Raw genomic sequence first — 17,588 nt, 5'->3', positions numbered from 1 at the left:
AGGACGGACGACATGACGATCCGATGGGGCGTGCTGGGCGCGTCGACCTTCGCGCGGAACCATATGGTGCCGGCGATCCAGCTGGCGGCGGGGCATCAGGTCGTCGCCCTGGGCACCCGCTCGACCGGGAAGGCCGCACCCTTCGCGGCGCTCGTACCGGGGCTGCGGGTGCACGAGAGCTATGACGCGGTGCTGGCCGACGATGAAGTCGACGCGGTCTATATCCCGCTGCCGCATACTCTGCATGCCGAATGGGCCGAGAGGGCCCTGCGCGCGGGCAAGCACGTGCTGGTCGAGAAGCCGGTGGCGATGCGGGCCGATGCGATCGCCCCGCTGATCGCCGCGCGCGACGAGACCGGGCGCGTCTGCGCCGAGGCCTACATGATCGTCCATCATCCGCAGTGGCAGCGGGTGCGCACGCTTCTGGCCGAGGGGGCCATCGGGCGGCTGCGTCACGTGGAGGGCGTCTTCACCTACGACAATTCCGCCGACCCCGGGAACATCCGCAACACCGCGGCGACCGGGGGCGGGGCGCTGCCCGACATCGGGGTCTACAGCTACGGCTCCGTCCGCTGGGCCACGGGGCAGGAGCCCGAGGCGATCACCCACGCCGACATCGACTGGGAGGAGGGTTGCGACGTGCTGGCCCGCGTCTCGGTCCGCTTCCCGGGGTTCACGGGCCATTTCGTCAACTCGATGCGCCTGCTGCCGGAGCAGTTCGTGCTCTTCCACGGCGAGGCCGGGCTCATCCGCCTGACGGCCCCCTTCAACGCCGGCGTCTTCGACGTGGCGCGGCTGGAGGTGCGCACGGGCGACGGCACGCGGGTCGAACGCTGGACCGAGCCGAACCAATACGTCCTGCAGGTCGAGGCCTTCGGGGCGGCGGTGCGCGGCGAGGCCCCGTTCCCCTGGACGCTGGAGGACGCGCGGGGCACGCAGGCGATGATCGACGCGGTCTACGCGAAGGCCGGTGGGCGGCCCGGAGGGTAAGACGGGACAAGTCGACCCGCCGGTCCCGGGCGGGACGGCGCTAGTCCTCGCCCAGCGTCTCGACCGCATGACCGGTCAGGCGCTCCAGCTCGTCCATGACTTCTTCCTGCGCGTCCTCGGCGCGTTGGGCGACCTCCGCCAGCGTCTGGCGCGCGGTCGTCGCCAGGTCATCGGGCAGGTCGTCGCGGAAGACCGACCAGACGGGGTAGGGGAAGACAGGCGCGCCGGGGACGAGGTGGAGCCGTCCCGCATCGAGCAGCGGTTTCGCGGCCCGCGCCGGCAGATAGGCGGCGGCGCGGCGATTGACGATGTAGTCGATCCCGAGGGCCCCGAGCGAGAGGGTCACGCCGGCGATCGGCAGGTCGGGCAGGTCGGTGGCATGGGCCTGGGTGAACTCCGGGCCCCAGTCCATGAAGACGTAGGCGTCGCGCACTGCCGCCATGTCGTCCGAGGGAAAGGAAGAGGCGAGGATGAGCTCGTCCTCCATCACCGGCACGACGGTGAGGCCGGGGCGGGCCTGGGGCAGGTAGGTCAGCGCCACCTGGATCACGCCCTCGATCAGGAACCGCGTCAGCCGGTCGGGCATCCCGAGCTCGGCGCGCAGGGCGAGGTCCGGCCGGGCCTGCTGCAGGGCGTCCATCCAGCGGAACCCCAGTCGGGGCCAGAGCGAGTATTGCGCCCCGATCGTGAGGCTCTGGTGGAAGCCCTCGGGCACGGCCACCTGCTGGCGCGCCTCCTCCCAGAGCTTGACGAGGGAGATCGCGTAGCGCTCGAAGGCCCGCCCCGCGGGCGTGAGCGCGACCCCGGCCTTCGAGCGGGTGAAGAGCACCTGGCCCAGCTGATCCTCCAGCCGCTGGACGCGCAGGCTGACGGCGGATTGCGTGACGAAGAGCCGGGCGGAGGCCGCCACGAAACTGCCGGTGTCGGAGACGGCGAGGAAGGTGCGGAGAAGGGCGATGTCCATGGCCATGTATGAGCAAAACTAGATTGAAACGCAATTCTTATTCGTTTTCCTTGTTTGATCCTGGCTGGCATATCCCGGCCATCGGAAGCGCAGTCTTCCACGGCCGGGACGGCGCGTCGCACGTCCCACCCGCCGCAACCGCCGACGCGTCACGGAGTTCTGCCATGTCCTTCACCCGTATCGCCCTTGCCGTCGCCCTCGTCGCCGGCGTCTCCGCCTGCTCGGCCGAGCGTGTCGTCGACAACACCGTCGACGCCGGCCTCTTCGCCACGAAAACCGTCGTGAAGACGGGCGTGGGCGCGGGCAAGCTCGTGGTGCGCGGCACGCACGCCGCGCTGAGCGACGACTGAGCCAGCGCGCGGCGCTGCCCCGCCGCGTCAGCCGGAGCATCCGTCCGGGCGGGGAGGGCCGGGCGGATGCGAAACGGGCGCGAAGGTCTCCCTTCGCGCCCGTTTTTGCGTCTCGTCGAAAAGGGAGAGGATTACTCCTCTTCGCCCTCGGCGTCGCTCTTCTCGTTGATGACCTCGGTCTCGACGGTCTCCTCGTCCTCGTCGTCGTCCTTCTGCGAGGCGAGACCCGAGGGGGCCTGCATGTTGGCGATGACGAAGTCGCGGTCGATCGTGGGCTTCGCGCCCGAGGGCAGCGTCACGTTCGAGATGGTGATCGTGTCGCCGATCTCCATGCCCGAGCAATCCACGACGATCTCCTCGGGGATCTCGCCGGCGGTCACCCGCAGCTCCACTTCGGGGCGCACGACCGTCAGGACGCCGCCCTTCTTGTCGCCGGGCGAGCCGTCGACGCCCTCGAAGGTGACGGGGATGAAGAGGTTGACCTTCGACGTGCGGCGCAGGCGCATCAGGTCGAGGTGCGTCGGCAGGTCCTTGACCACGTCGCGCTGCACGTCGCGGGCGATGACGCGGACGTCGTCCTGACCCTCGACCTTCAGGTTCCACAGCGTCGCGCGGAAGCGGCCGGCCTTCAGCTTCTTGAGAAGGTCGTTGAAGGGGATCTGGATCGGAAGCGGGTCTTCCCCGCCGCCGTACACGACGCCGGGGACCATGCCGTCCCGACGTGCCTGACGAGCGGCCCCCTTGCCTGTCCCCGTCCGTGCATGTGCCACGAGATCCGGAATCTCTTTAGCCATGATGTTACTCCGTTGATGAGGGGCGGCCTCCAAGGGTGTCCGCCCGGTGGAAGCCGCCCCATACGGCCCGCGCGCGCCCGTGGCAAGCCCCGCGTGCGCGATGGCGCGTTGCACATGGGGGCGGAGGGGCGTAAGCCCCCCGGCGACCCTGATCCGACGTCGGAGGCTCCATGTCCAACCCCGCGACCGACACGATGCGCGACGATCCGGCCACGCTCGTCTCGACGCGCTGGCTCGCGCAGCGGCTGACCTCGCCCGACCTGCGGGTGATCGACGCCTCGTGGTACCTGCCGGACGCCGGGCGCGACGCGCGGGCCGAATACGATGCGGGCCACATCCCCGGTGCGCGGTTCGTCGCGCTCGATGAGGTCAGCGACGGGCGCAGCACCCTGCCGCACATGGCCCCGCCGGTCGAGAAGTTCATGTCGCGGATGCGCAAGCTGGGCGTGGGCGACGGCCATACGGTCGTCATCTACGACGGCAATGCGGGCGGGGTCTTCTCGGCGGCGCGCCTCTGGTGGCTGTTCCGGCTCTTCGGGCAGACGGCGGCGGTGCTCGACGGCGGGTTCGCCAAGTGGCGGGCGGAGGCGCGGAAGGTGACGGCGGAGCCGCCCACGATCCGCGACCGGCACATGACCGTCACGCGCCACCCGGATCTGATGCGCGACGTGACGGACGTGGCGCAGGCGGCGAAGCTGGGCCATGCGCAGATCGTCGATGCCCGTGCCGCGCCCCGCTTCCGCGGCGACGCGCCCGAGCCGCGACCCGGCCTGCGCGCCGGGCATATCCCCGGAGCCAAGAACGTGCCCATCGCCACGCTCTTCCGCGCCGACGGTACCATGAAGGACGGCCCCGACCTCGCGCAGGCCTTCGTTGCCGCAGGGGTCGACCTCGACCGGCCGGTCATCACGAGCTGCGGCTCCGGGGTGACGGCGGCGGTGCTGAACCTCGGGCTCGCCCGGCTCGGACACGACCACCATTCGCTCTACGACGGCAGCTGGGCCGAGTGGGGCATGTATCCCGACCTGAAGATCGAGAGAGGCTGACATGCTGAACGCCCTGACCCCGCAGGCCCCCGACAAGATCCTGGCGCTGATGGCCGCCTACCGGGAGGATCCGCGCGACACCAAGATCGACCTCGGCGTCGGCGTCTACAAGGACGCGAGCGGCCTGACCCCGGTGATGCGCGCCGTGAAGGCCGCCGAGCGGCAATTGGTCGAGACGCAGGACACAAAGGTCTACACGGGCCTCGCCGGCGATCCGGCCTTTGCCGAGGCGCTGTCGACGCTGGTGCTGGGCGACGCGCGGCCCGCCGACCGTCTGGCCTGCGTCGCGACGCCGGGCGGGACGGGCGCGATCCGGCAGGGGCTGGAGCTGATGCGGAAGGCCGCGCCGGGGGCCACGCTCTGGTTGTCTGCGCCGACCTGGCCGAACCATCCGGCGATCGCGAAGCACCTTGGCATCGAGATTGCCGAGTACCGCTATTTCGACGCGGAAACCGGGGGCGTGGACATCGAAGGGATGCACGCGGACCTGTCGCGGGCCAAGGCGGGCGACGTGGTGATGCTCCACGGCTGCTGCCACAACCCGACGGGCGCGAACCTGACGCTCGACCAATGGGGGCAGGTGGCCGATCTCTGCGTCGCGCGCGGCCTCGTCCCCTTCGTCGACATCGCCTACCAGGGCTTCGGCGACGGGCTCGACGCCGATGCGGCGGGGATGCGCGCCCTCATCGCGAAGGTGCCCGAGGCGCTGATCGCGGCGTCCTGTTCCAAGAACTTCGGCATCTACCGGGAACGCACGGGCCTCCTGATGGCGATCGCGCCCTCGGCCGCGGAGCTTAAGGTGACGCAGGGGGCGATGGCCTCGCTCAACCGGCTCAATTTCTCCTTCCCGCCGGACCATGGCGCGCGCGTCGTGTCGATGATCCTGACCGACGATGCCCTGCGCGCCGATTGGGCCGCGGAACTCGAGGAGGTGCGCACGGGGATGCTCGGCCTGCGCGAAAGCCTTGCCGCCGCCCTGCGCGAGCGGACCGGGTCCGACCGCTTCGGCTTCCTCGCCGCGCACCGGGGCATGTTTTCGCTCCTCGGGGCCACGCCCGAGCAGGTGGAGGCCATGCGGCGCGACCACGGGGTCTACATGGTGGGCGACTCGCGGATGAACATCGCGGGGCTCAACGCGGCGACGGTGCCGCTTCTGGCGGATGCCATCGTCGCGGCGGGGGTCTGACGTGGCGCGGCCCCAGGCGTGGCGTCCTTGAGTATTTCCGAAGCGGAGAGAGGGCGGTTTCGCGTCACTGCCCTCGATCATCTCGTCCTGACCGTAGCCGACCCGGAGGCGACGGCGGCGTGGTACGCGGGGACGTTCTCGGCATGACACGGGAGGTGTTTCGGCCCGCCGACGGCTCGACCCGTCTCGCACTGCGGTTCGGGGATCAGAAGATCAACCTGCACCGTGCGGGGGCGGAATGGGAGCCGAAGGCCGCATGTCCGGGACCGGGGACGGCGGATCTCTGCTTTCTCACCGAAGGTTCGCTCGACGGCTGGGCCACGCATCTGGCGGACCGCGGTGTGGGCGTCGAGGAGGGGCCAGTGGCGCGAACCGGCGCGACGGGGCCGCTCACCTCGCTCTATGTGCGCGACCCGGACGGTAACCTGATCGAGATTCCGGTGCGTGGCTGAGCTTCTGCCCGGCGTCGGGGTCTGGCTCGCCTGCCTTGTCGCGGTGGCGGTCGGGACGGGCGTGCAGCGGCTCGCCGGACAGGGCTACGGCATGGTGGCCGCGCCGATGCTGGCCCTGCTCGCACCCGACTACCTGCCGGGCACGGTCCTCCTCGTCGGGCTCTGCGTGGGGGCGGGGGCGTTCCTCGCCGACCGCTCCTCGGTCGTCGTCCGCGACTTGCCGCCCGGCTTCGCGGGGCGCGCGCTCGGGGCCGCGATTGCCGCCTGGATCGCCACGCGGGTCGTCGGCACGCCCGCGCTGCCGCTCGTGACCGGGCTTCTCGTCTGGTTCGCGGTCGGGCTGACGCTCCTGGGCCTGCGCCTGCCGCTCACGCCGCCGACGCTCTTTGGCGCGGGCACGGTCGCGGGTGTCATGGGCACGCTCACTGGGATCGGGGCGCCTCCCATGGCCATCGTCTATGCCGAGGTCGAGACCCGGCGCTCGGCGGCGACGCAGAACGTCTTCTTCGCCTTCGGCATGGCCGTCTCCATCGCCGCGCTCCTTCTGGCCGGGGTGATCGGCCTCAGCCACCTCGCTTTCGCGCTCACGCTCGCGCCGGCGGTGCCGGTGACGCTCTGGCTCGTGCGGCCGCTCGCGGCGCGGGTGGCGCGGCGGGCGATCCGGCCCTGGGCGCTGGGCCTCGCGGCGACGGCGGCGGGCGTCCTGATCGTCAGGAGCCTGTTTTGAGCTTCTCCATCAGTGTGGTGAGGGCCTTCAGGTTGATCTCGTTCGTCAGCCGGCCCGCACCGTCGAATTGCCCGCTCGCCTGACCCACGAGAACATCCGGCCCCGTCAGCACCGCCGCGCCGAAGGGCACGAGCCAGAGGCGCAGCGCGGCGAGCGTCCGCTCGCCCCCGGCACGCCCAGCGGTGGCCGACATGATCGCGACCGGCTTGCCGTCGAGCACGCGGCCCGGTGCACGGCTGATCCAGTCGAGCGCGTTCTTCAGCACGCCCGGCGGGGCCTTGTTGTACTCCGGGCAGGCAATGAGCACGGCCGGCGCATCGGCGATCTGACGGGCCAGCGTCTCGACCCCGGCGGGCAAGCCCTCGGCCGCCTCTAGGTCGCCATCGTAGAGCGGCAGGCGCAGGTCGGCTTCCTCCAGCCCGCCGTAGAGCCGGCCCGCCTCGGCCAGGAGCTTGCGGTTGAAACTGTCGCGGCGGAGGGAGCCGCAGAGGCCGAGGGCGGTGGACATTCGTGCGCCTTTCCGTAACGACTGCAACGCGGTCTGAGGGAGGGTAGAACGATGCGGCACGGCGGCCAGATCCTGGCGGACCAATTGCGCCTGCAGGGCGTGGAGCGCGTCTTTTCCGTCCCGGGCGAGAGCTTCCTCGCGGCACTCGACGGGCTCTGCGACAGCGGAATCGACAACATCGTCTGCCGGCAGGAGGGCGGGGCCGCCATGATGGCGGAGGCGACGGCCAAGCTGACCGGGCGGCCGGGCGTCGTCTTCGTGACGCGGGGGCCGGGGGCCACGAATGCCAGCGCGGGGCTGCATGTCGCGATGCAGGATTCGACGCCGATGGTCTGCTTCGTCGGTCAGATCGCGCGGGCCCACCGCGACCGCGAGGCCTTTCAGGAGGTCGACTACCGCGCGCTCTTCGGGGGGCTCGTCAAATGGGTCGCCGAGGTCGACGCGACGGAGCGCCTGCCGGAGTACGTCGCCCGCGCCTTCTCGGTCGCGCAATCGGGGCGGCCGGGGCCGGTCGTGCTGGCGCTGCCGGAGGATATGCTGAGCGACGAGGCCGCCACGCTCGACCGCCCGCCACTCACCCTGCCGGTGCAGGCGGTGCCCGATCTCGACCCGCTGATCGCGACGCTGGCCGAGGCGGAGCGCCCCCTCGTGGTCGCGGGCGGGCCCGGCTGGTCACAGGCGGCGGCCGACGACCTACGCACTTGGGCGGAGCGGCACGGCCTGCCGGTCGCGGTGACGTTCCGGCGGCAGGACCACATCGACAACACGTCCCCTGCCTACGTGGGCGACCTGAACGTCGGGCCGAACCCGAAGCTGATGCAGCGGCTCGGGCGCGCCGATGTGATCCTCGCGCTCGGCACGCGGCTGGGCGATATCGCGACGGGCGGGTTCGAGACGATCGACCCGGCGCTCGATGCGCCGAAGGTGATCCATGTCCATGCCGATCCGGGCGAGATCAACCGGATCTGGTCGGCCCATGTCGCCGTCGTCGCGCGGGCCGCCGACGTCATCGCCGCGCTCGCGGCGCGCGACGATGCGCTGCCCGGCTGGCACGGACAGCAGGCGGAGGCCCGGGCCGACTACGAGGCCTGGACCATGCCGAAGGAGACGCCGGGCGCGGTGAAGCTCGAACAGGTGATCGCACATCTCGACGCGACATTGCCCGAGGATGCGATCCTGACGAACGGGGCCGGCAACTATGCCGCATTCCTGCACCGCTACTACCGGTGGCGGCGTCACGGCACGCAGCTTGCGCCGACCTCGGGCTCCATGGGCTACGGCTTCCCCGCCGCCATTGCGGCGTCGATCGCGCGGCCGGGTGCCACGGTCGTCTGCCTCGCTGGCGACGGCTGCTTCCAGATGACGCTGAACGAGGCGTCGACGGCGATGCAGCACGGCGCGGCCCCCATCGTCGTCGTGGCCAACAACGGCCGCTACGGGACGATCCGGATGCACCAGGAGCGGCACTATCCCGGCCGCGTCTCGGGCACGGACCTTGTGAACCCAGACTTCGCCGCGCTGGCGCGCGCCTATGGCGGGCAGGGCTGGGTCGTGCAGACGCAGGCCGAGTTCGCCCCCGCGCTGGACGCGGCCCGTGCCTGCGGCACGCTCGCCGTCATCGAACTGCTGCTCGATCCAGACATGCTCTCGACCGGGGCGTCGCTTTCGGACATGGAACGCGGCGCATGAGCGCGGGGCACAGGCTCGACCCCGCCGATTGGGACACCTTCGAAGCGGAGTTGCACCGGATCGCCAGCGCCTGTGTCGACCGGCTGCGCGCCGCGCGCGACCTGCCCTGGCGCGCGCCGCCCGACGACATGGCCGATCGCGTGGCCATCCGCGGGGAGGGCGCGGGGACGGGCGCGCTCTTCGACCGGATCCTGACCGACATCGTGCCCTATGCCACGGGCAACACGCATCCGCGCTTCTTCGGCTGGGTTCACGGCACGGGCACGGCCACGGGCGTCGCGGCCGAGATGGTGGCCGCGACGATGAACGCCAATGCCGGCGGGCGCGATCAGGGCGCGGCGCATGTGGAGCGGGCGGTGATCGACTGGCTGCACGGCGTCGCCGGGTGGGACGGGGGCTCGGGGCTGATGACGACGGGAACCAGTCAGGCGACGATCCTCGCGCTCGGCTGTGCCCGGATGCGCGCGTTCCCCGACGTGCGCGAGACCGGGATCGCCGGGCTGCCGGAGATCCGCGTCTACATCGCCGAAGGCGGGCATTCCTGCGTGAAGAAGGCGCTCGAGATCATGGGCCACGGCGCACGGGCGGTCACGCGGATCCCCGCGCCGGGCGGTCGGATGGACGTCGGCGCGCTCCGTGCCGCCATCGCCCGCGATCGGGCGGAGGGGCGGCATCCGCTGGCGGTGGTGGGGACCGTGGGCTCTGTCAACCTCGGTACGTTCGACGACATCGCGGCGCTCGCCGATCTGGCCGAGGCGGAGGGGCTCTGGCTGCATTGCGACGCGGCCTTCGGCTTCTGGACGCGACTGGCCGAGGCCCCGTGGCGCGATCTCTCCACCGGGATCGAGCGGGCACACTCCATCGCGACCGACTTTCACAAGTGGATGGCCGTGCCCTATGCCGCCGGCGCGGTCCTGATCCGGGATGCCGCGTTGCACCGGGCCACCTACCGCGAGCGGCCCGAATATCTCGCCGCCGGGGGCGCGGGGCTCGCGGGCGGTGACTGGTGGGCGACGGACTACGGCATCGAGCTGTCGCGCGGTTTCGCGGCGCTCAAGGTCTGGGCCACGGTCGAGGGGCTGGGGCAGGCGGCGCTCGGGGCGCAGATCACCGACAACTGCCGTCAGGCCGCGCGCATGGGCGAATTGGCCGAGGCGTCGGAGTATCTGGACCTCGCCGCACCCGTCGTCTCGAACCTCTGCGTGATCCACCCGCGTGCGGGGGATGCCGATGACTTGGCGGCGGCGCTGCAGCTTTCGGGTCAGGCCGTCTTCTCGACCACCCGCGTGGCCGGGCGGTCCTGCCTCCGGGCGGCGATCGTGAACCATCGCACGACCGATGCGGACGTGGCCCTGGCGGTGCGGGCGCTCGAGGCGGAGGTCGCGGGGGCCGTGCGGCGGGGGGCGGCGGCGAAATAGGCCGAACGCGGCCCGCTGGCAGACGGAGGCCGCGTTCGGGTTCGACCGGCCGGAGGGACTCGACGACCGGTCAATCGGAAAGAGGTATCAGCGTCGCGCGCGCAGGGCGGCGGTCTGGGCCGCAGGGGCCTCCTCGGCGGGAGCGACGGGTGCCGGCCGGCGGGCCCAGGGCATCCGGATGTCGCTGTCGCGGGCGGCTTCGATGGTGCGGTCCATCCAGGTCTGGCGGGACATGGCGTCCTCCGGGTGTCGTGCGTTGCGTTGACGACGGTATGGCGGCGGGGATGGGCGGCGGTGCGACCGGGCCCGGGTCTTTCGGGGGCGGGAATGTGGCAGGTTTGGGACGACGCGTTCCGCCAACGGCGCGCGGGAAGACTTTTCCGAGAAAAGTCTTCGGCCCCGCTCCGCCGGAGCGCGCGTCAGAGCCGGATTGCGGAGATCAGCCGGCCGTAGTCGGCCTCGCCCGAATGGACTTTCCGGCGGTAGGAATAAAACCGGGTCGGATCGGCATAGGTGCAATGCCCCGTCCACTCCGCCGTCGCGCCCGTCCGGCGGATCCGCCAGAGGCCGTAGGCCGGCAGGTCGAAATGGTAGTGATCGGCCGCGCCGTTGGAGAAGAAGCGGCTCGCCTCCGGTTCTCGATCGAGGAAGCGTTCGGGAAAGTCGGGTCCGACCTCGTAGTTCCGCTGGCTGATCGTGGGGCCGATGACGGCATTGATGTTCCGCGCCTCCGCGCCAAGTCCGACCATGGTGTCCACCGTCGCCTCGAGTACGCCGTCGAGCGCGCCCTTCCATCCGGCATGGGCTGCGCCGATCACCCCGGCCTCCGGGTCATGGAACAGCACCGGCTGGCAATCAGCCGTCAGGATCGTGAGCACCTGCCCCGGCACGTTCGTCACTAGCGCGTCCGCCCGCCGCGGGTTGCCCTCGGGGTCGGTCGCGTCGCAGAGCGGGCCGTCGATCACGACGACGTCGGCGGAGTGGACCTGATGCACGCCATGGAGCGGGCCGCCCATCGCCTCGGCCACGCGGGAGCGATTCATCTCGACCGCTTCCGTCTGGTCCGAGGAGCCGAGGCCGCAGTTCAGGCCTCCGAAGATACCGGAGGACGCCCCGCCCTTGCGGGTGAAGAAGCCATGCGCCACGGGGGCGAGCAGGTCGGACGTCAGGCGTTCGAGCGTCATGGGTCAAATCCAGGCGGCAGCGCGGCACCCGGAGGAACGAGCGCCATTGCCTTGAATAGGTCGCCCATCTCTGCCGGGTGGGTCAAGCGGCGATGCGCGGCCACATGGGCGTCGAGCGCCGCATCGGTGAGGGTACGGGCAAGTGCCTGCGCGCGCGCGGTGATGCCCAGCCGTTCCAGCAGGACGCCCTGCGCCGTCATCCCGCTCGCGCAGGCCGGCACGGCGGCGCGGGCAACGGCTTCGAAGTCGATATGAGCGGTCAGGTCGGCCGCGCCGGGGTTTGCCAGCGGGTCCTCGGGCGCATGGCCGCGCAGCGCCTGGAGCGTGTCGCCGCGGCTGCGCCAGTGTCCGTAGTCGAGGAAGAGCGCCGCCCCGCCGTGGCTTGCGATCCGCGCGGCCACGCTGGCGACGATGCCGGGCAGGGCGGGGCAGCGCTCGACGAGCGTGCCGTCCGCGACGTCGTGGTGGTCGAGCTCGGGCACGGGGAGGGGCGGCGAGAGCGCGAAGGCCAGCGCCGCGCCCTCGACCGTCACCAGCCGTTCGCGCCAGCCGCCGCCGTCGCGCACGTGCTGCCGGATCGGGAGGGCGTCGAGAAACTCGTTCGCCACGAGGAAGAGCGGTCCGTCCGGAAGCCCCTCGACGGTGTCGTGCCAGACGGGGGCGTGACCGGCGAGCGTCTCCGCCTGCCGCGCGCGCAGGACGGGCGATGCCTCGACAAGGTGCACCTCAACGGCCTCCGCGAAACCCGGCACCGCGCGGGTTGCGCGCAAGATGTCGGCCATGAGCGTGCCCCGGCCGGGCCCGAGCTCGGCCAGCGCGAAGGGCGCGGGGCGGCCCTGGTCCATCCAGGTCTGGGCGAGGCAGAGACCCAGCATCTCGCCGAACATCTGGCTGATCTCGGGGGCGGTGGTGAAATCGCCCGCCGCCCCGAGTGGATCACGGGTCGCGTAGTAGCCGTGCACCGGGTGGAGAAGGCAGTCGGCCATGTAGTCGGCCACCGTCAGCGGGCCGGTCGCGCGGATCCGGGTGACGAGATGGTCGCGCAGGGCGCTCATGCGGGCCGGGCGCGCCGCGCGATCAGGAGGACGAGGAGGCCGACGGCCACCATCGGCAGCGACAGGAGCTGCCCCATCGTCAGGCCGAACTCGGGCGTGCCGACGACATGGCCCAGCGGATTGTCGGGGGTGATGTACTGCGCGTCGGCGACGCGAAAGTGTTCGACGAAGGTGCGCGCGGCCCCGTACCCCACGAGGAACAGTCCGAAGATCAGACCGGGCACCTTGAGGCCGCCGCGGAGCGCGACGATCCAGAGGACGATGAGGAGGATGAGACCTTCGAGGATCGCCTCGTAGAGCTGGCTCGGGTGGCGAGCACAGAATTCGCCAACGTTGGCGCAGGCCTGCGCGGCTCCGCCGGGGAAGATGACCGCCCAGGGCAGCTCCGACGGGCGACCCCAGAGCTCGGCGTTGACGAAATTGGCGACCCGCCCGAGACCGATCCCGAGGGGCGCGACGAGGGCCGCGATGTCGACGATGGCGGGCACGGAGATGCCCTTGCGCCAGGCGTAGATGCCGACGGCCAGCGCCACGCCGAGCGCCCCGCCGTGGAACGACATGCCCCCCTGCCAGACGGCCAGGATCTCGCCCGGGTTCTGCAGGTAGTAGCCAGGCTGGTAGAAGGCGACGTAGCCGAGCCGCCCGCCGAGCACGATGCCAAGCGTCACCCAGGTCATCACGTCCTCGACCTGTCCCTTGGTCATCGGCAGCTTACCGTTCCGCCAGAAGCGTGGCCGCATGACGAGCCAGCGGGCCATGAGCCACCCGCCGAGGATGCCGAAGATATAGGCGGCGGCGTACCATTTCGGCGCGATCTCGAACCCGCCGATCGAGAGGCGGAAGATATCGGGCGAGATGTCGGGGAACGGCAGGACGAGGGGCAGGGCGGCGAACATGCCCCGTGCAATGCCCGCCCCCCGCGGCACGGTCAATCCTTGAGGTTCGCGGCACCGGCCCCCATATCATCTGCAATCAATCCGGAGGCCCGAGACATGCAGACCCGCAACCGCATCATGGACGACATCGGTCAGCTGATGACCAACGCGATGGGCGTGGCCCAGGGCGCGAAGGAGGAAGCCGAGACGGCGATGAAGTCGATGCTCGACCGCTGGATGGCCGACCGCGACTTCGTCACCCGCGAGGAGTTCGACGCCGTCCGTGCGATGGCCCAGAAGGCCCGCGAGGAAAACGAGGCGCTGAAGGCCCGGCTCGACGCGCTGGAGGCTTCGGGGAAGTAAGCCCGAAGGCCGTGCCCGTTCGGCCCGCCGCGCCGATGAGTATTTGGAGCAGGAAGAGGCCTCAGCCCGCGAAGAGGGCGAGGAGCCTGTCGACTTCAGCGTCTGTTTTCGTCCAGTCGCAGACGAGGCGGCAGAGCGGGCGCTCGGCCTCGTCCATCAGGTAGTACTGCGCCTCGGCACGTGCGCGGTCGTGCGCGGCACGGGGCAGGCGGGCGAAGGCGAGGTTCGCCGCCGGCTCCCAGTCCATATCCGCCCCGACCTTGCGGAGGCCGGCGAGGAGGCGCTGCCCGGCCGCGTTGGCGGAGCGGGCCGTCTCCAACCAGAGGTCGTCCTCGAGGTAGGCCAGCATCTGCGCCGAGAGGAAGCGGTGCTTCGACCAGAGCTGAGCGGCGCGCTTGCGCCTGAGCTGCATCTCCCAGTGGTGGGCCGGGTCGCGCATGACGATCGCCTCGACCCCCATGCAGCCGTTCTTGGTGCCGCCTAAGCTCACCATGTCGAAGCCACGCGCCATGTCGGCGGCGCTGCAGCCGAGCGCGGCGCAGGCGTTGGCGAAACGCGCGCCGTCGAGGTGGGTGGCAAGGCCGGCGTCGCGGGCCGTCCGCGTCAGGCGGTGGAGGTCTTCGAGCGCATAGACGGTGCCGGCCTCGGTCACGTTTGTGAGCGAGAGCGCGCCTTTCTGGACATTGTGCACCGACCCGCCGGTGCGGGCGATCGCGGTGGCGAGGGCGTCGGGATCGACGCGGCCCTGCGCGCCGTCCACCAGCGTGAGTTTCGCGCCGCCCGTGTAGAATTCGGGCGCGCCGCATTCATCCTCCTCGATATGCGCGATCCGGTGGCAGAGGACGGAGCCCCAGGGCGGTACCAGCCCGGCGAGCGCGAGTGCATTGGCTCCCGTCCCCGTCGCCACCAGCAGGACCTCCGCCTCGGGCCAGTCGAAGAGGTCGCGGATCCGCTCCGTCACCTGCGGCATCCATGGGTCGTTGCCGTAGGGCATGGCGGCACCCGCGTTGGCGGCGACCATCGCCTCGAGGATCTTCGGGTGGACGGGTCCGGTGTTGTCGGAGGCGAAGTTCAGGTTCATCAGGCCCCTCCCGTGGGCTCCTCGATCAGGTGGTCCTCCCAGTCCTCCTCCCGCACGAGCGTCTCGGACAGCGTCTCGTCCATCATCGACGCGCCCGCCCGGTGCGGCGACATCGGGTCTCCGGTCAGGAGCGGGTGCCAATGGGGCAGGGCGCGGCCCTCGTGGAGGCGGCGGTAGGCGCAGGTCTCGGGCATGAAATAGGCCGCGTCGGGCAGGGTCCTGGGCGTCAGGACGACGCACTCGGGCACGAAGCGCAGCCGCTCGGCGTAGTTCGAGCAGCGGCAGGTCTGATCGTCGAAGAGCCGGCAGGCGATGCGGGTCAGCACGACGTCGCCGGTTTCCTCGTCCTCGAGCTTGTTGAGGCAGCACTTGCCGCAGCCGTCGCAGAGCGCCTCCCATTCCCTCTCGCTCAGGTCCGCCAGTCCGCGCTCCCAGAAGCGTGGCCGGAGCCCGTCGCGCTCGATCGGGTCATCCACGGGGCAGGTCGGCGAGCGCGGCGCGGGCGCGGGCGCTGTCGTCGTCCATCTGCGCGACGAGCGCGTCGAGCCCTTCGAAGCTGAGTTCCGGGCGCAGGTAGGCCACGAGCGCCACCGACAGATGCGCATCGTAGAGGTCGCCCTCGAAGTCGAAGAGGAAGGTCTCGATGTTGGGGGTGTTCTCGCCGAACATCGGCCGCACCCCGAGCGAGGCGACGCCGTGGTAGCTGCCGGCATGGGGCCCCTCCAGAACGTCGACGAGCACCGCGTAGACCCCGAGCTTCGGCAGGTGCAGGCCGGCAACGGACATGTTCGCCGTCGGGTAGCCGAGCGTCCGGCCCCGCTTCTCGCCGTGCAGCACGGGGCCCTCGATACGGTGCCAGTGACCCAGCATCTCTGCGGCGTCGCCGGGGCGGCCGTCGCTCAGCGCGTTGCGGATCGCCGTCGAGGAGACGGGCGTCGCGTCGCCCAGCAGCGCCGCCGTCGTCACCTCGAAGCCGAGCCGCGCCCCGCCCTCGGCCAGCGCGGCGACGTCGCCCGCGCGCCCCTTGCCGAAGCGGAAGTCCGCGCCGGTGACGACGTGGGCGAGGCCGAGGCCCCCGGCCAGCACCTCGGCCATGAACGCTTCGGCCGAAAGCGGCGCGATCGCGGGGAAGGGCAGCTCGAACATCACGTCGACGCCCAGTTTCGCCAGCCGGTTGGCCCGCGCCTCCGCGGACATCAGGCGGAAGGGCGGGGCCTCGGGGGCGAAGACCTCGCGGGGATGCGGCTCGAAGGTGACGACGCCGAGGGGCACACCGTCGCGCCGCGCGAGGTCTAGCACCGAGCGGTGGCCGAGGTGCACGCCGTCGAAGTTGCCGATCGCTGCGGAAGCCCCGCGCGCGTCGGCCGGAATGTCACGATGATCCCGAAAAATCCGCATGCAAGCGGGCTATCCCGCCGGCCCAATGGGCGCAAGCGCCGCGCCGTCCGGGGATATGCGTCAGTCGAACTTGCGCGACGGAGCCAGAACCATCGCCTCGCCCTTTACGACCTTCTTGCCGTCGATCTCGCAGTGGGTGTCCATCGTCACGCGACGCTTGGCGATGTCCATGTCGGTGACGGTGACGACCGCCTCCACCATGTCGCCGGGGCGGACGGGCGCGAGGAACTTGAGCGACTGCCCGAGGTAGACCGTGCCGTGGCCCGGCAGCTGCTCGCCGATGACGGCGGAGATGAGTCCGGCGGTCAGCATCCCGTGGGCGACGCGGCCCTCGAAGATCGTGTCGCGGGCGTAGTCGTCGTCGAGATGCACCGGATTGTGGTCAGTCGAAACCTCGGCGAAGAGCTCGATGTCGCGGTCGGTTATGATCTTGCGCAGGCTGCGGGACATGCCGATTTCGATGTCCTCGATGCAGATCGTGCCGCGGGGCATATTGTCGAGCATGGCCGAATCCTCCGGATGGTCCCTGGAAGTGACATAGCGTCTACGCCGCGTTGCGGCAATCCTTCACGAAATAAAAAGTCGTGATCGGCGCATATCGGAAACAATCGTTACCGAAGTGTTCCGATCACATAGGTCGGTGCCACCCCCGTCTCCGCCAGATAGACATCGAGTTTCGCCGGGTCCGGGTCGCCGCCGGGGGCGGTTCCGGTCTCCGCCGCGCCAAGGCCACCGGAGATGAAGAGGAGGTCGAGGTCTTCGCCCATGGCACCGGCGGCATCCGTGACCGGGCCGTCGCCGATGGCGAGGATCCCGGCGTCGGGCACGTCCCGGATCGCGGCCAGTCGACGGCGCGCGAGGTCGTAGATCGGCGGGTGCGGTTTGCCGAAGTAGAGGCTCTCGCCGCCCATCTCGGTATAGAGCTTCGCGAGCGAGCCGGCGCAGAACTCCCGCCGCCCGCCCCGGTCGACCACGAGATCGGGGTTCGCGCAGAGGAGTTTCAGGCCCTTCGTCTTGGCGGCGAGGAACTCCGGCCGCAGCGTCGACGGATCGGCCTGGGGGTCGAAGGGGCCGGTGCAGACGATGCCCTCCGCCTCATCGAGGGGGACACGCTCGACCGGCACCGGGTCGCTCAGGATCGCGGGCGGCTCGAAGAACATGGCGTCATGCGCGGGCCCGAGGTGCCAGACCTTCGTGCCGACCGCGCCGTCGAACATCGCGACCCGCGCCGAATCGCCCGAGGTGGCGATGTTGTCATAGGCGTCCTCGGGCACGCCGATGTCCTCGAGTTGCGCGGCCACGCCCGCCCGCGGACGGGGCGAATTCGTCACGAGGATCACGATGCCGCCGCCGCCGCGATAGGCCTGCAGCGCCTCGACCGCGCCGGGCAGCGGCCGGACGCCGTCGTGGACGCAGCCCCAGAGGTCGACGAAAAGCGCCTGGTAGCGGGCGGAGACCTCGGAAAGGGCGGAGATGATCTGCATGGGAGGCCCCGGGCTGCTGCGGTG

General features: G+C 70.9%; 21 protein-coding genes. 9 read left to right on the top strand and 12 right to left on the bottom strand.

Annotation, left to right across the window (positions count from 1 at the left end; all coding sequences use genetic code 11):
* Positions 1 to 12: 12 nt before the first annotated feature.
* A complete protein-coding gene (locus tag HSX43_RS11250; RefSeq protein WP_179380220.1) occupies positions 13 to 990 on the top strand; it encodes a Gfo/Idh/MocA family protein in 978 nt (325 codons plus the stop codon).
* A 40-nt stretch (positions 991 to 1,030) separates the two neighbouring features.
* Here the strand turns inward: HSX43_RS11250 and HSX43_RS11245 are convergent, their stop codons facing one another.
* Positions 1,031 to 1,954: a LysR family transcriptional regulator gene (locus tag HSX43_RS11245; protein WP_179380219.1), complete on the bottom strand. Its 924-nt coding sequence runs from the start codon at positions 1,952 to 1,954 to the stop codon at positions 1,031 to 1,033.
* A gap of 164 nt (positions 1,955 to 2,118) precedes the next feature.
* Between HSX43_RS11245 and HSX43_RS11240 the strand changes: the two genes are divergently transcribed.
* Positions 2,119 to 2,304: a hypothetical protein gene (locus HSX43_RS11240; RefSeq protein ID WP_179380218.1), complete on the top strand. Its 186-nt coding sequence runs from the start codon at positions 2,119 to 2,121 to the stop codon at positions 2,302 to 2,304.
* Positions 2,305 to 2,435: 131 nt separating this feature from the next.
* Here HSX43_RS11240 and HSX43_RS11235 read toward each other — a convergent pair whose 3' ends face one another.
* Entirely contained in the window at positions 2,436 to 3,098 is a 663-nt protein-coding gene (locus HSX43_RS11235) for a 50S ribosomal protein L25/general stress protein Ctc (RefSeq protein ID WP_179380217.1), read from the bottom strand.
* Positions 3,099 to 3,292: 194 nt separating this feature from the next.
* Between HSX43_RS11235 and sseA the strand changes: the two genes are divergently transcribed.
* From sseA to HSX43_RS11215, 4 genes are all read left to right on the top strand, one after another.
* The gene (gene sseA, locus HSX43_RS11230; protein WP_179380277.1) at positions 3,293 to 4,144 is read left to right on the top strand and encodes a 3-mercaptopyruvate sulfurtransferase; all 852 of its coding nucleotides are present in this window, start codon (positions 3,293 to 3,295) and stop codon (positions 4,142 to 4,144) included.
* A 1-nt stretch (position 4,145) separates the two neighbouring features.
* The gene (locus HSX43_RS11225; protein WP_179380216.1) at positions 4,146 to 5,330 is read left to right on the top strand and encodes an amino acid aminotransferase; all 1,185 of its coding nucleotides are present in this window, start codon (positions 4,146 to 4,148) and stop codon (positions 5,328 to 5,330) included.
* Positions 5,331 to 5,473: 143 nt separating this feature from the next.
* Positions 5,474 to 5,782: a VOC family protein gene (locus tag HSX43_RS11220; RefSeq protein ID WP_179380215.1), complete on the top strand. Its 309-nt coding sequence runs from the start codon at positions 5,474 to 5,476 to the stop codon at positions 5,780 to 5,782.
* Entirely contained in the window at positions 5,775 to 6,509 is a 735-nt protein-coding gene (locus HSX43_RS11215; protein ID WP_179380214.1) for a TSUP family transporter, read from the top strand. Before HSX43_RS11220 ends, HSX43_RS11215 begins: the two co-directional genes overlap by 8 nt.
* Here HSX43_RS11215 and HSX43_RS11210 read toward each other — a convergent pair.
* On the bottom strand, positions 6,493 to 7,017 hold the full coding sequence (locus tag HSX43_RS11210) for an NADPH-dependent FMN reductase (protein WP_179380213.1): 525 nt from the start codon (positions 7,015 to 7,017) through the stop codon (positions 6,493 to 6,495). The genes HSX43_RS11215 and HSX43_RS11210 overlap by 17 nt on opposite strands.
* A 51-nt stretch (positions 7,018 to 7,068) precedes the next feature.
* On the opposite strand from HSX43_RS11210, the gene HSX43_RS11205 reads away from it, so the two are divergent.
* Positions 7,069 to 8,706 (top strand): thiamine pyrophosphate-binding protein, encoded by a 1,638-nt coding sequence (locus HSX43_RS11205; RefSeq protein ID WP_179380212.1) that lies wholly within the window; start codon positions 7,069 to 7,071, stop codon positions 8,704 to 8,706.
* On the top strand, positions 8,703 to 10,124 hold the full coding sequence (locus tag HSX43_RS11200) for a pyridoxal phosphate-dependent decarboxylase family protein (RefSeq protein ID WP_179380211.1): 1,422 nt from the start codon (positions 8,703 to 8,705) through the stop codon (positions 10,122 to 10,124). Before HSX43_RS11205 ends, HSX43_RS11200 begins: the two co-directional genes overlap by 4 nt.
* A gap of 87 nt (positions 10,125 to 10,211) precedes the next feature.
* On the opposite strand, the gene HSX43_RS11195 is transcribed toward HSX43_RS11200, so the two are convergent.
* From HSX43_RS11195 to lgt, 4 genes are all read right to left on the bottom strand, one after another.
* On the bottom strand, positions 10,212 to 10,358 hold the full coding sequence (locus HSX43_RS11195) for a hypothetical protein (protein ID WP_179380210.1): 147 nt from the start codon (positions 10,356 to 10,358) through the stop codon (positions 10,212 to 10,214).
* Positions 10,359 to 10,543: 185 nt separating this feature from the next.
* Positions 10,544 to 11,308: a peptidoglycan editing factor PgeF gene (pgeF, locus tag HSX43_RS11190; RefSeq protein ID WP_179380209.1), complete on the bottom strand. Its 765-nt coding sequence runs from the start codon at positions 11,306 to 11,308 to the stop codon at positions 10,544 to 10,546.
* Complete coding sequence (locus tag HSX43_RS11185) at positions 11,305 to 12,363, bottom strand: class I SAM-dependent methyltransferase (RefSeq protein WP_179380208.1); 1,059 nt, start codon at positions 12,361 to 12,363, stop codon at positions 11,305 to 11,307. The genes pgeF and HSX43_RS11185 overlap by 4 nt, the downstream gene beginning before the upstream one ends.
* Positions 12,360 to 13,259, bottom strand: coding sequence for a prolipoprotein diacylglyceryl transferase (lgt, locus tag HSX43_RS11180; protein WP_179380207.1), 900 nt, complete (start codon positions 13,257 to 13,259; stop codon positions 12,360 to 12,362). Before lgt ends, HSX43_RS11185 begins: the two co-directional genes overlap by 4 nt.
* Before the next feature lie 96 nt (positions 13,260 to 13,355).
* Here lgt and HSX43_RS11175 point away from each other — a divergent pair, with 96 nt between their 5' ends.
* A complete protein-coding gene (locus tag HSX43_RS11175) occupies positions 13,356 to 13,601 on the top strand; it encodes an accessory factor UbiK family protein (protein ID WP_179380206.1) in 246 nt (81 codons plus the stop codon).
* A gap of 61 nt (positions 13,602 to 13,662) precedes the next feature.
* Here the strand turns inward: HSX43_RS11175 and HSX43_RS11170 are convergent, their stop codons facing one another.
* The 5 genes from HSX43_RS11170 to HSX43_RS11150 form a co-directional block, all read right to left on the bottom strand.
* Positions 13,663 to 14,682: a threonine aldolase family protein gene (locus HSX43_RS11170; protein ID WP_328795298.1), complete on the bottom strand. Its 1,020-nt coding sequence runs from the start codon at positions 14,680 to 14,682 to the stop codon at positions 13,663 to 13,665.
* Positions 14,682 to 15,158, bottom strand: coding sequence for a YcgN family cysteine cluster protein (locus HSX43_RS11165; RefSeq protein WP_179380205.1), 477 nt, complete (start codon positions 15,156 to 15,158; stop codon positions 14,682 to 14,684). The genes HSX43_RS11170 and HSX43_RS11165 overlap by 1 nt, the downstream gene beginning before the upstream one ends.
* A complete protein-coding gene (locus tag HSX43_RS11160) occupies positions 15,151 to 16,080 on the bottom strand; it encodes a bifunctional riboflavin kinase/FAD synthetase (protein WP_179380204.1) in 930 nt (309 codons plus the stop codon). Before HSX43_RS11160 ends, HSX43_RS11165 begins: the two co-directional genes overlap by 8 nt.
* A 60-nt stretch (positions 16,081 to 16,140) precedes the next feature.
* A complete protein-coding gene (locus tag HSX43_RS11155; RefSeq protein ID WP_179380203.1) occupies positions 16,141 to 16,584 on the bottom strand; it encodes a MaoC family dehydratase in 444 nt (147 codons plus the stop codon).
* Positions 16,585 to 16,691: 107 nt separating this feature from the next.
* Positions 16,692 to 17,564: a TIGR01459 family HAD-type hydrolase gene (locus HSX43_RS11150; RefSeq protein WP_179380202.1), complete on the bottom strand. Its 873-nt coding sequence runs from the start codon at positions 17,562 to 17,564 to the stop codon at positions 16,692 to 16,694.
* Between the last annotated feature and the right edge of the window lie 24 nt (positions 17,565 to 17,588).

Origin of the sequence: Jannaschia marina (genome assembly GCF_013404595.1) — a bacterium.
GTDB classification, from domain to species: domain Bacteria; phylum Pseudomonadota; class Alphaproteobacteria; order Rhodobacterales; family Rhodobacteraceae; genus Jannaschia; species Jannaschia marina.
The sequence above is the reverse complement of the archived record's forward strand: the minus strand, read 5'-3'. Positions and strand labels throughout refer to the sequence as shown.

What these genes read in the sequence shown, in the direction of transcription:
- HSX43_RS11250 (WP_179380220.1), top strand. Translation starts at nt 13, where the DNA reads ATGACGATCCGATGGGGCGTGCTGGGCGCGTCGACCTTCGCGCGGAAC.
- HSX43_RS11245 (WP_179380219.1), bottom strand. Translation starts at nt 1,954, where the DNA reads ATGGACATCGCCCTTCTCCGCACCTTCCTCGCCGTCTCCGACACCGGC.
- HSX43_RS11240 (WP_179380218.1), top strand. Translation starts at nt 2,119, where the DNA reads ATGTCCTTCACCCGTATCGCCCTTGCCGTCGCCCTCGTCGCCGGCGTC.
- HSX43_RS11235 (WP_179380217.1), bottom strand. Translation starts at nt 3,098, where the DNA reads ATGGCTAAAGAGATTCCGGATCTCGTGGCACATGCACGGACGGGGACA.
- sseA (WP_179380277.1), top strand. Translation starts at nt 3,293, where the DNA reads ATGCGCGACGATCCGGCCACGCTCGTCTCGACGCGCTGGCTCGCGCAG.
- HSX43_RS11225 (WP_179380216.1), top strand. Translation starts at nt 4,146, where the DNA reads ATGCTGAACGCCCTGACCCCGCAGGCCCCCGACAAGATCCTGGCGCTG.
- HSX43_RS11220 (WP_179380215.1), top strand. Translation starts at nt 5,474, where the DNA reads ATGACACGGGAGGTGTTTCGGCCCGCCGACGGCTCGACCCGTCTCGCA.
- HSX43_RS11210 (WP_179380213.1), bottom strand. Translation starts at nt 7,017, where the DNA reads ATGTCCACCGCCCTCGGCCTCTGCGGCTCCCTCCGCCGCGACAGTTTC.
- HSX43_RS11205 (WP_179380212.1), top strand. Translation starts at nt 7,069, where the DNA reads ATGCGGCACGGCGGCCAGATCCTGGCGGACCAATTGCGCCTGCAGGGC.
- HSX43_RS11200 (WP_179380211.1), top strand. Translation starts at nt 8,703, where the DNA reads ATGAGCGCGGGGCACAGGCTCGACCCCGCCGATTGGGACACCTTCGAA.
- HSX43_RS11195 (WP_179380210.1), bottom strand. Translation starts at nt 10,358, where the DNA reads ATGTCCCGCCAGACCTGGATGGACCGCACCATCGAAGCCGCCCGCGAC.
- pgeF (WP_179380209.1), bottom strand. Translation starts at nt 11,308, where the DNA reads ATGACGCTCGAACGCCTGACGTCCGACCTGCTCGCCCCCGTGGCGCAT.
- HSX43_RS11185 (WP_179380208.1), bottom strand. Translation starts at nt 12,363, where the DNA reads ATGAGCGCCCTGCGCGACCATCTCGTCACCCGGATCCGCGCGACCGGC.
- lgt (WP_179380207.1), bottom strand. Translation starts at nt 13,259, where the DNA reads ATGTTCGCCGCCCTGCCCCTCGTCCTGCCGTTCCCCGACATCTCGCCC.
- HSX43_RS11175 (WP_179380206.1), top strand. Translation starts at nt 13,356, where the DNA reads ATGCAGACCCGCAACCGCATCATGGACGACATCGGTCAGCTGATGACC.
- HSX43_RS11170 (WP_328795298.1), bottom strand. Translation starts at nt 14,682, where the DNA reads ATGAACCTGAACTTCGCCTCCGACAACACCGGACCCGTCCACCCGAAG.
- HSX43_RS11160 (WP_179380204.1), bottom strand. Translation starts at nt 16,080, where the DNA reads ATGCGGATTTTTCGGGATCATCGTGACATTCCGGCCGACGCGCGCGGG.
- HSX43_RS11155 (WP_179380203.1), bottom strand. Translation starts at nt 16,584, where the DNA reads ATGCTCGACAATATGCCCCGCGGCACGATCTGCATCGAGGACATCGAA.
- HSX43_RS11150 (WP_179380202.1), bottom strand. Translation starts at nt 17,564, where the DNA reads ATGCAGATCATCTCCGCCCTTTCCGAGGTCTCCGCCCGCTACCAGGCG.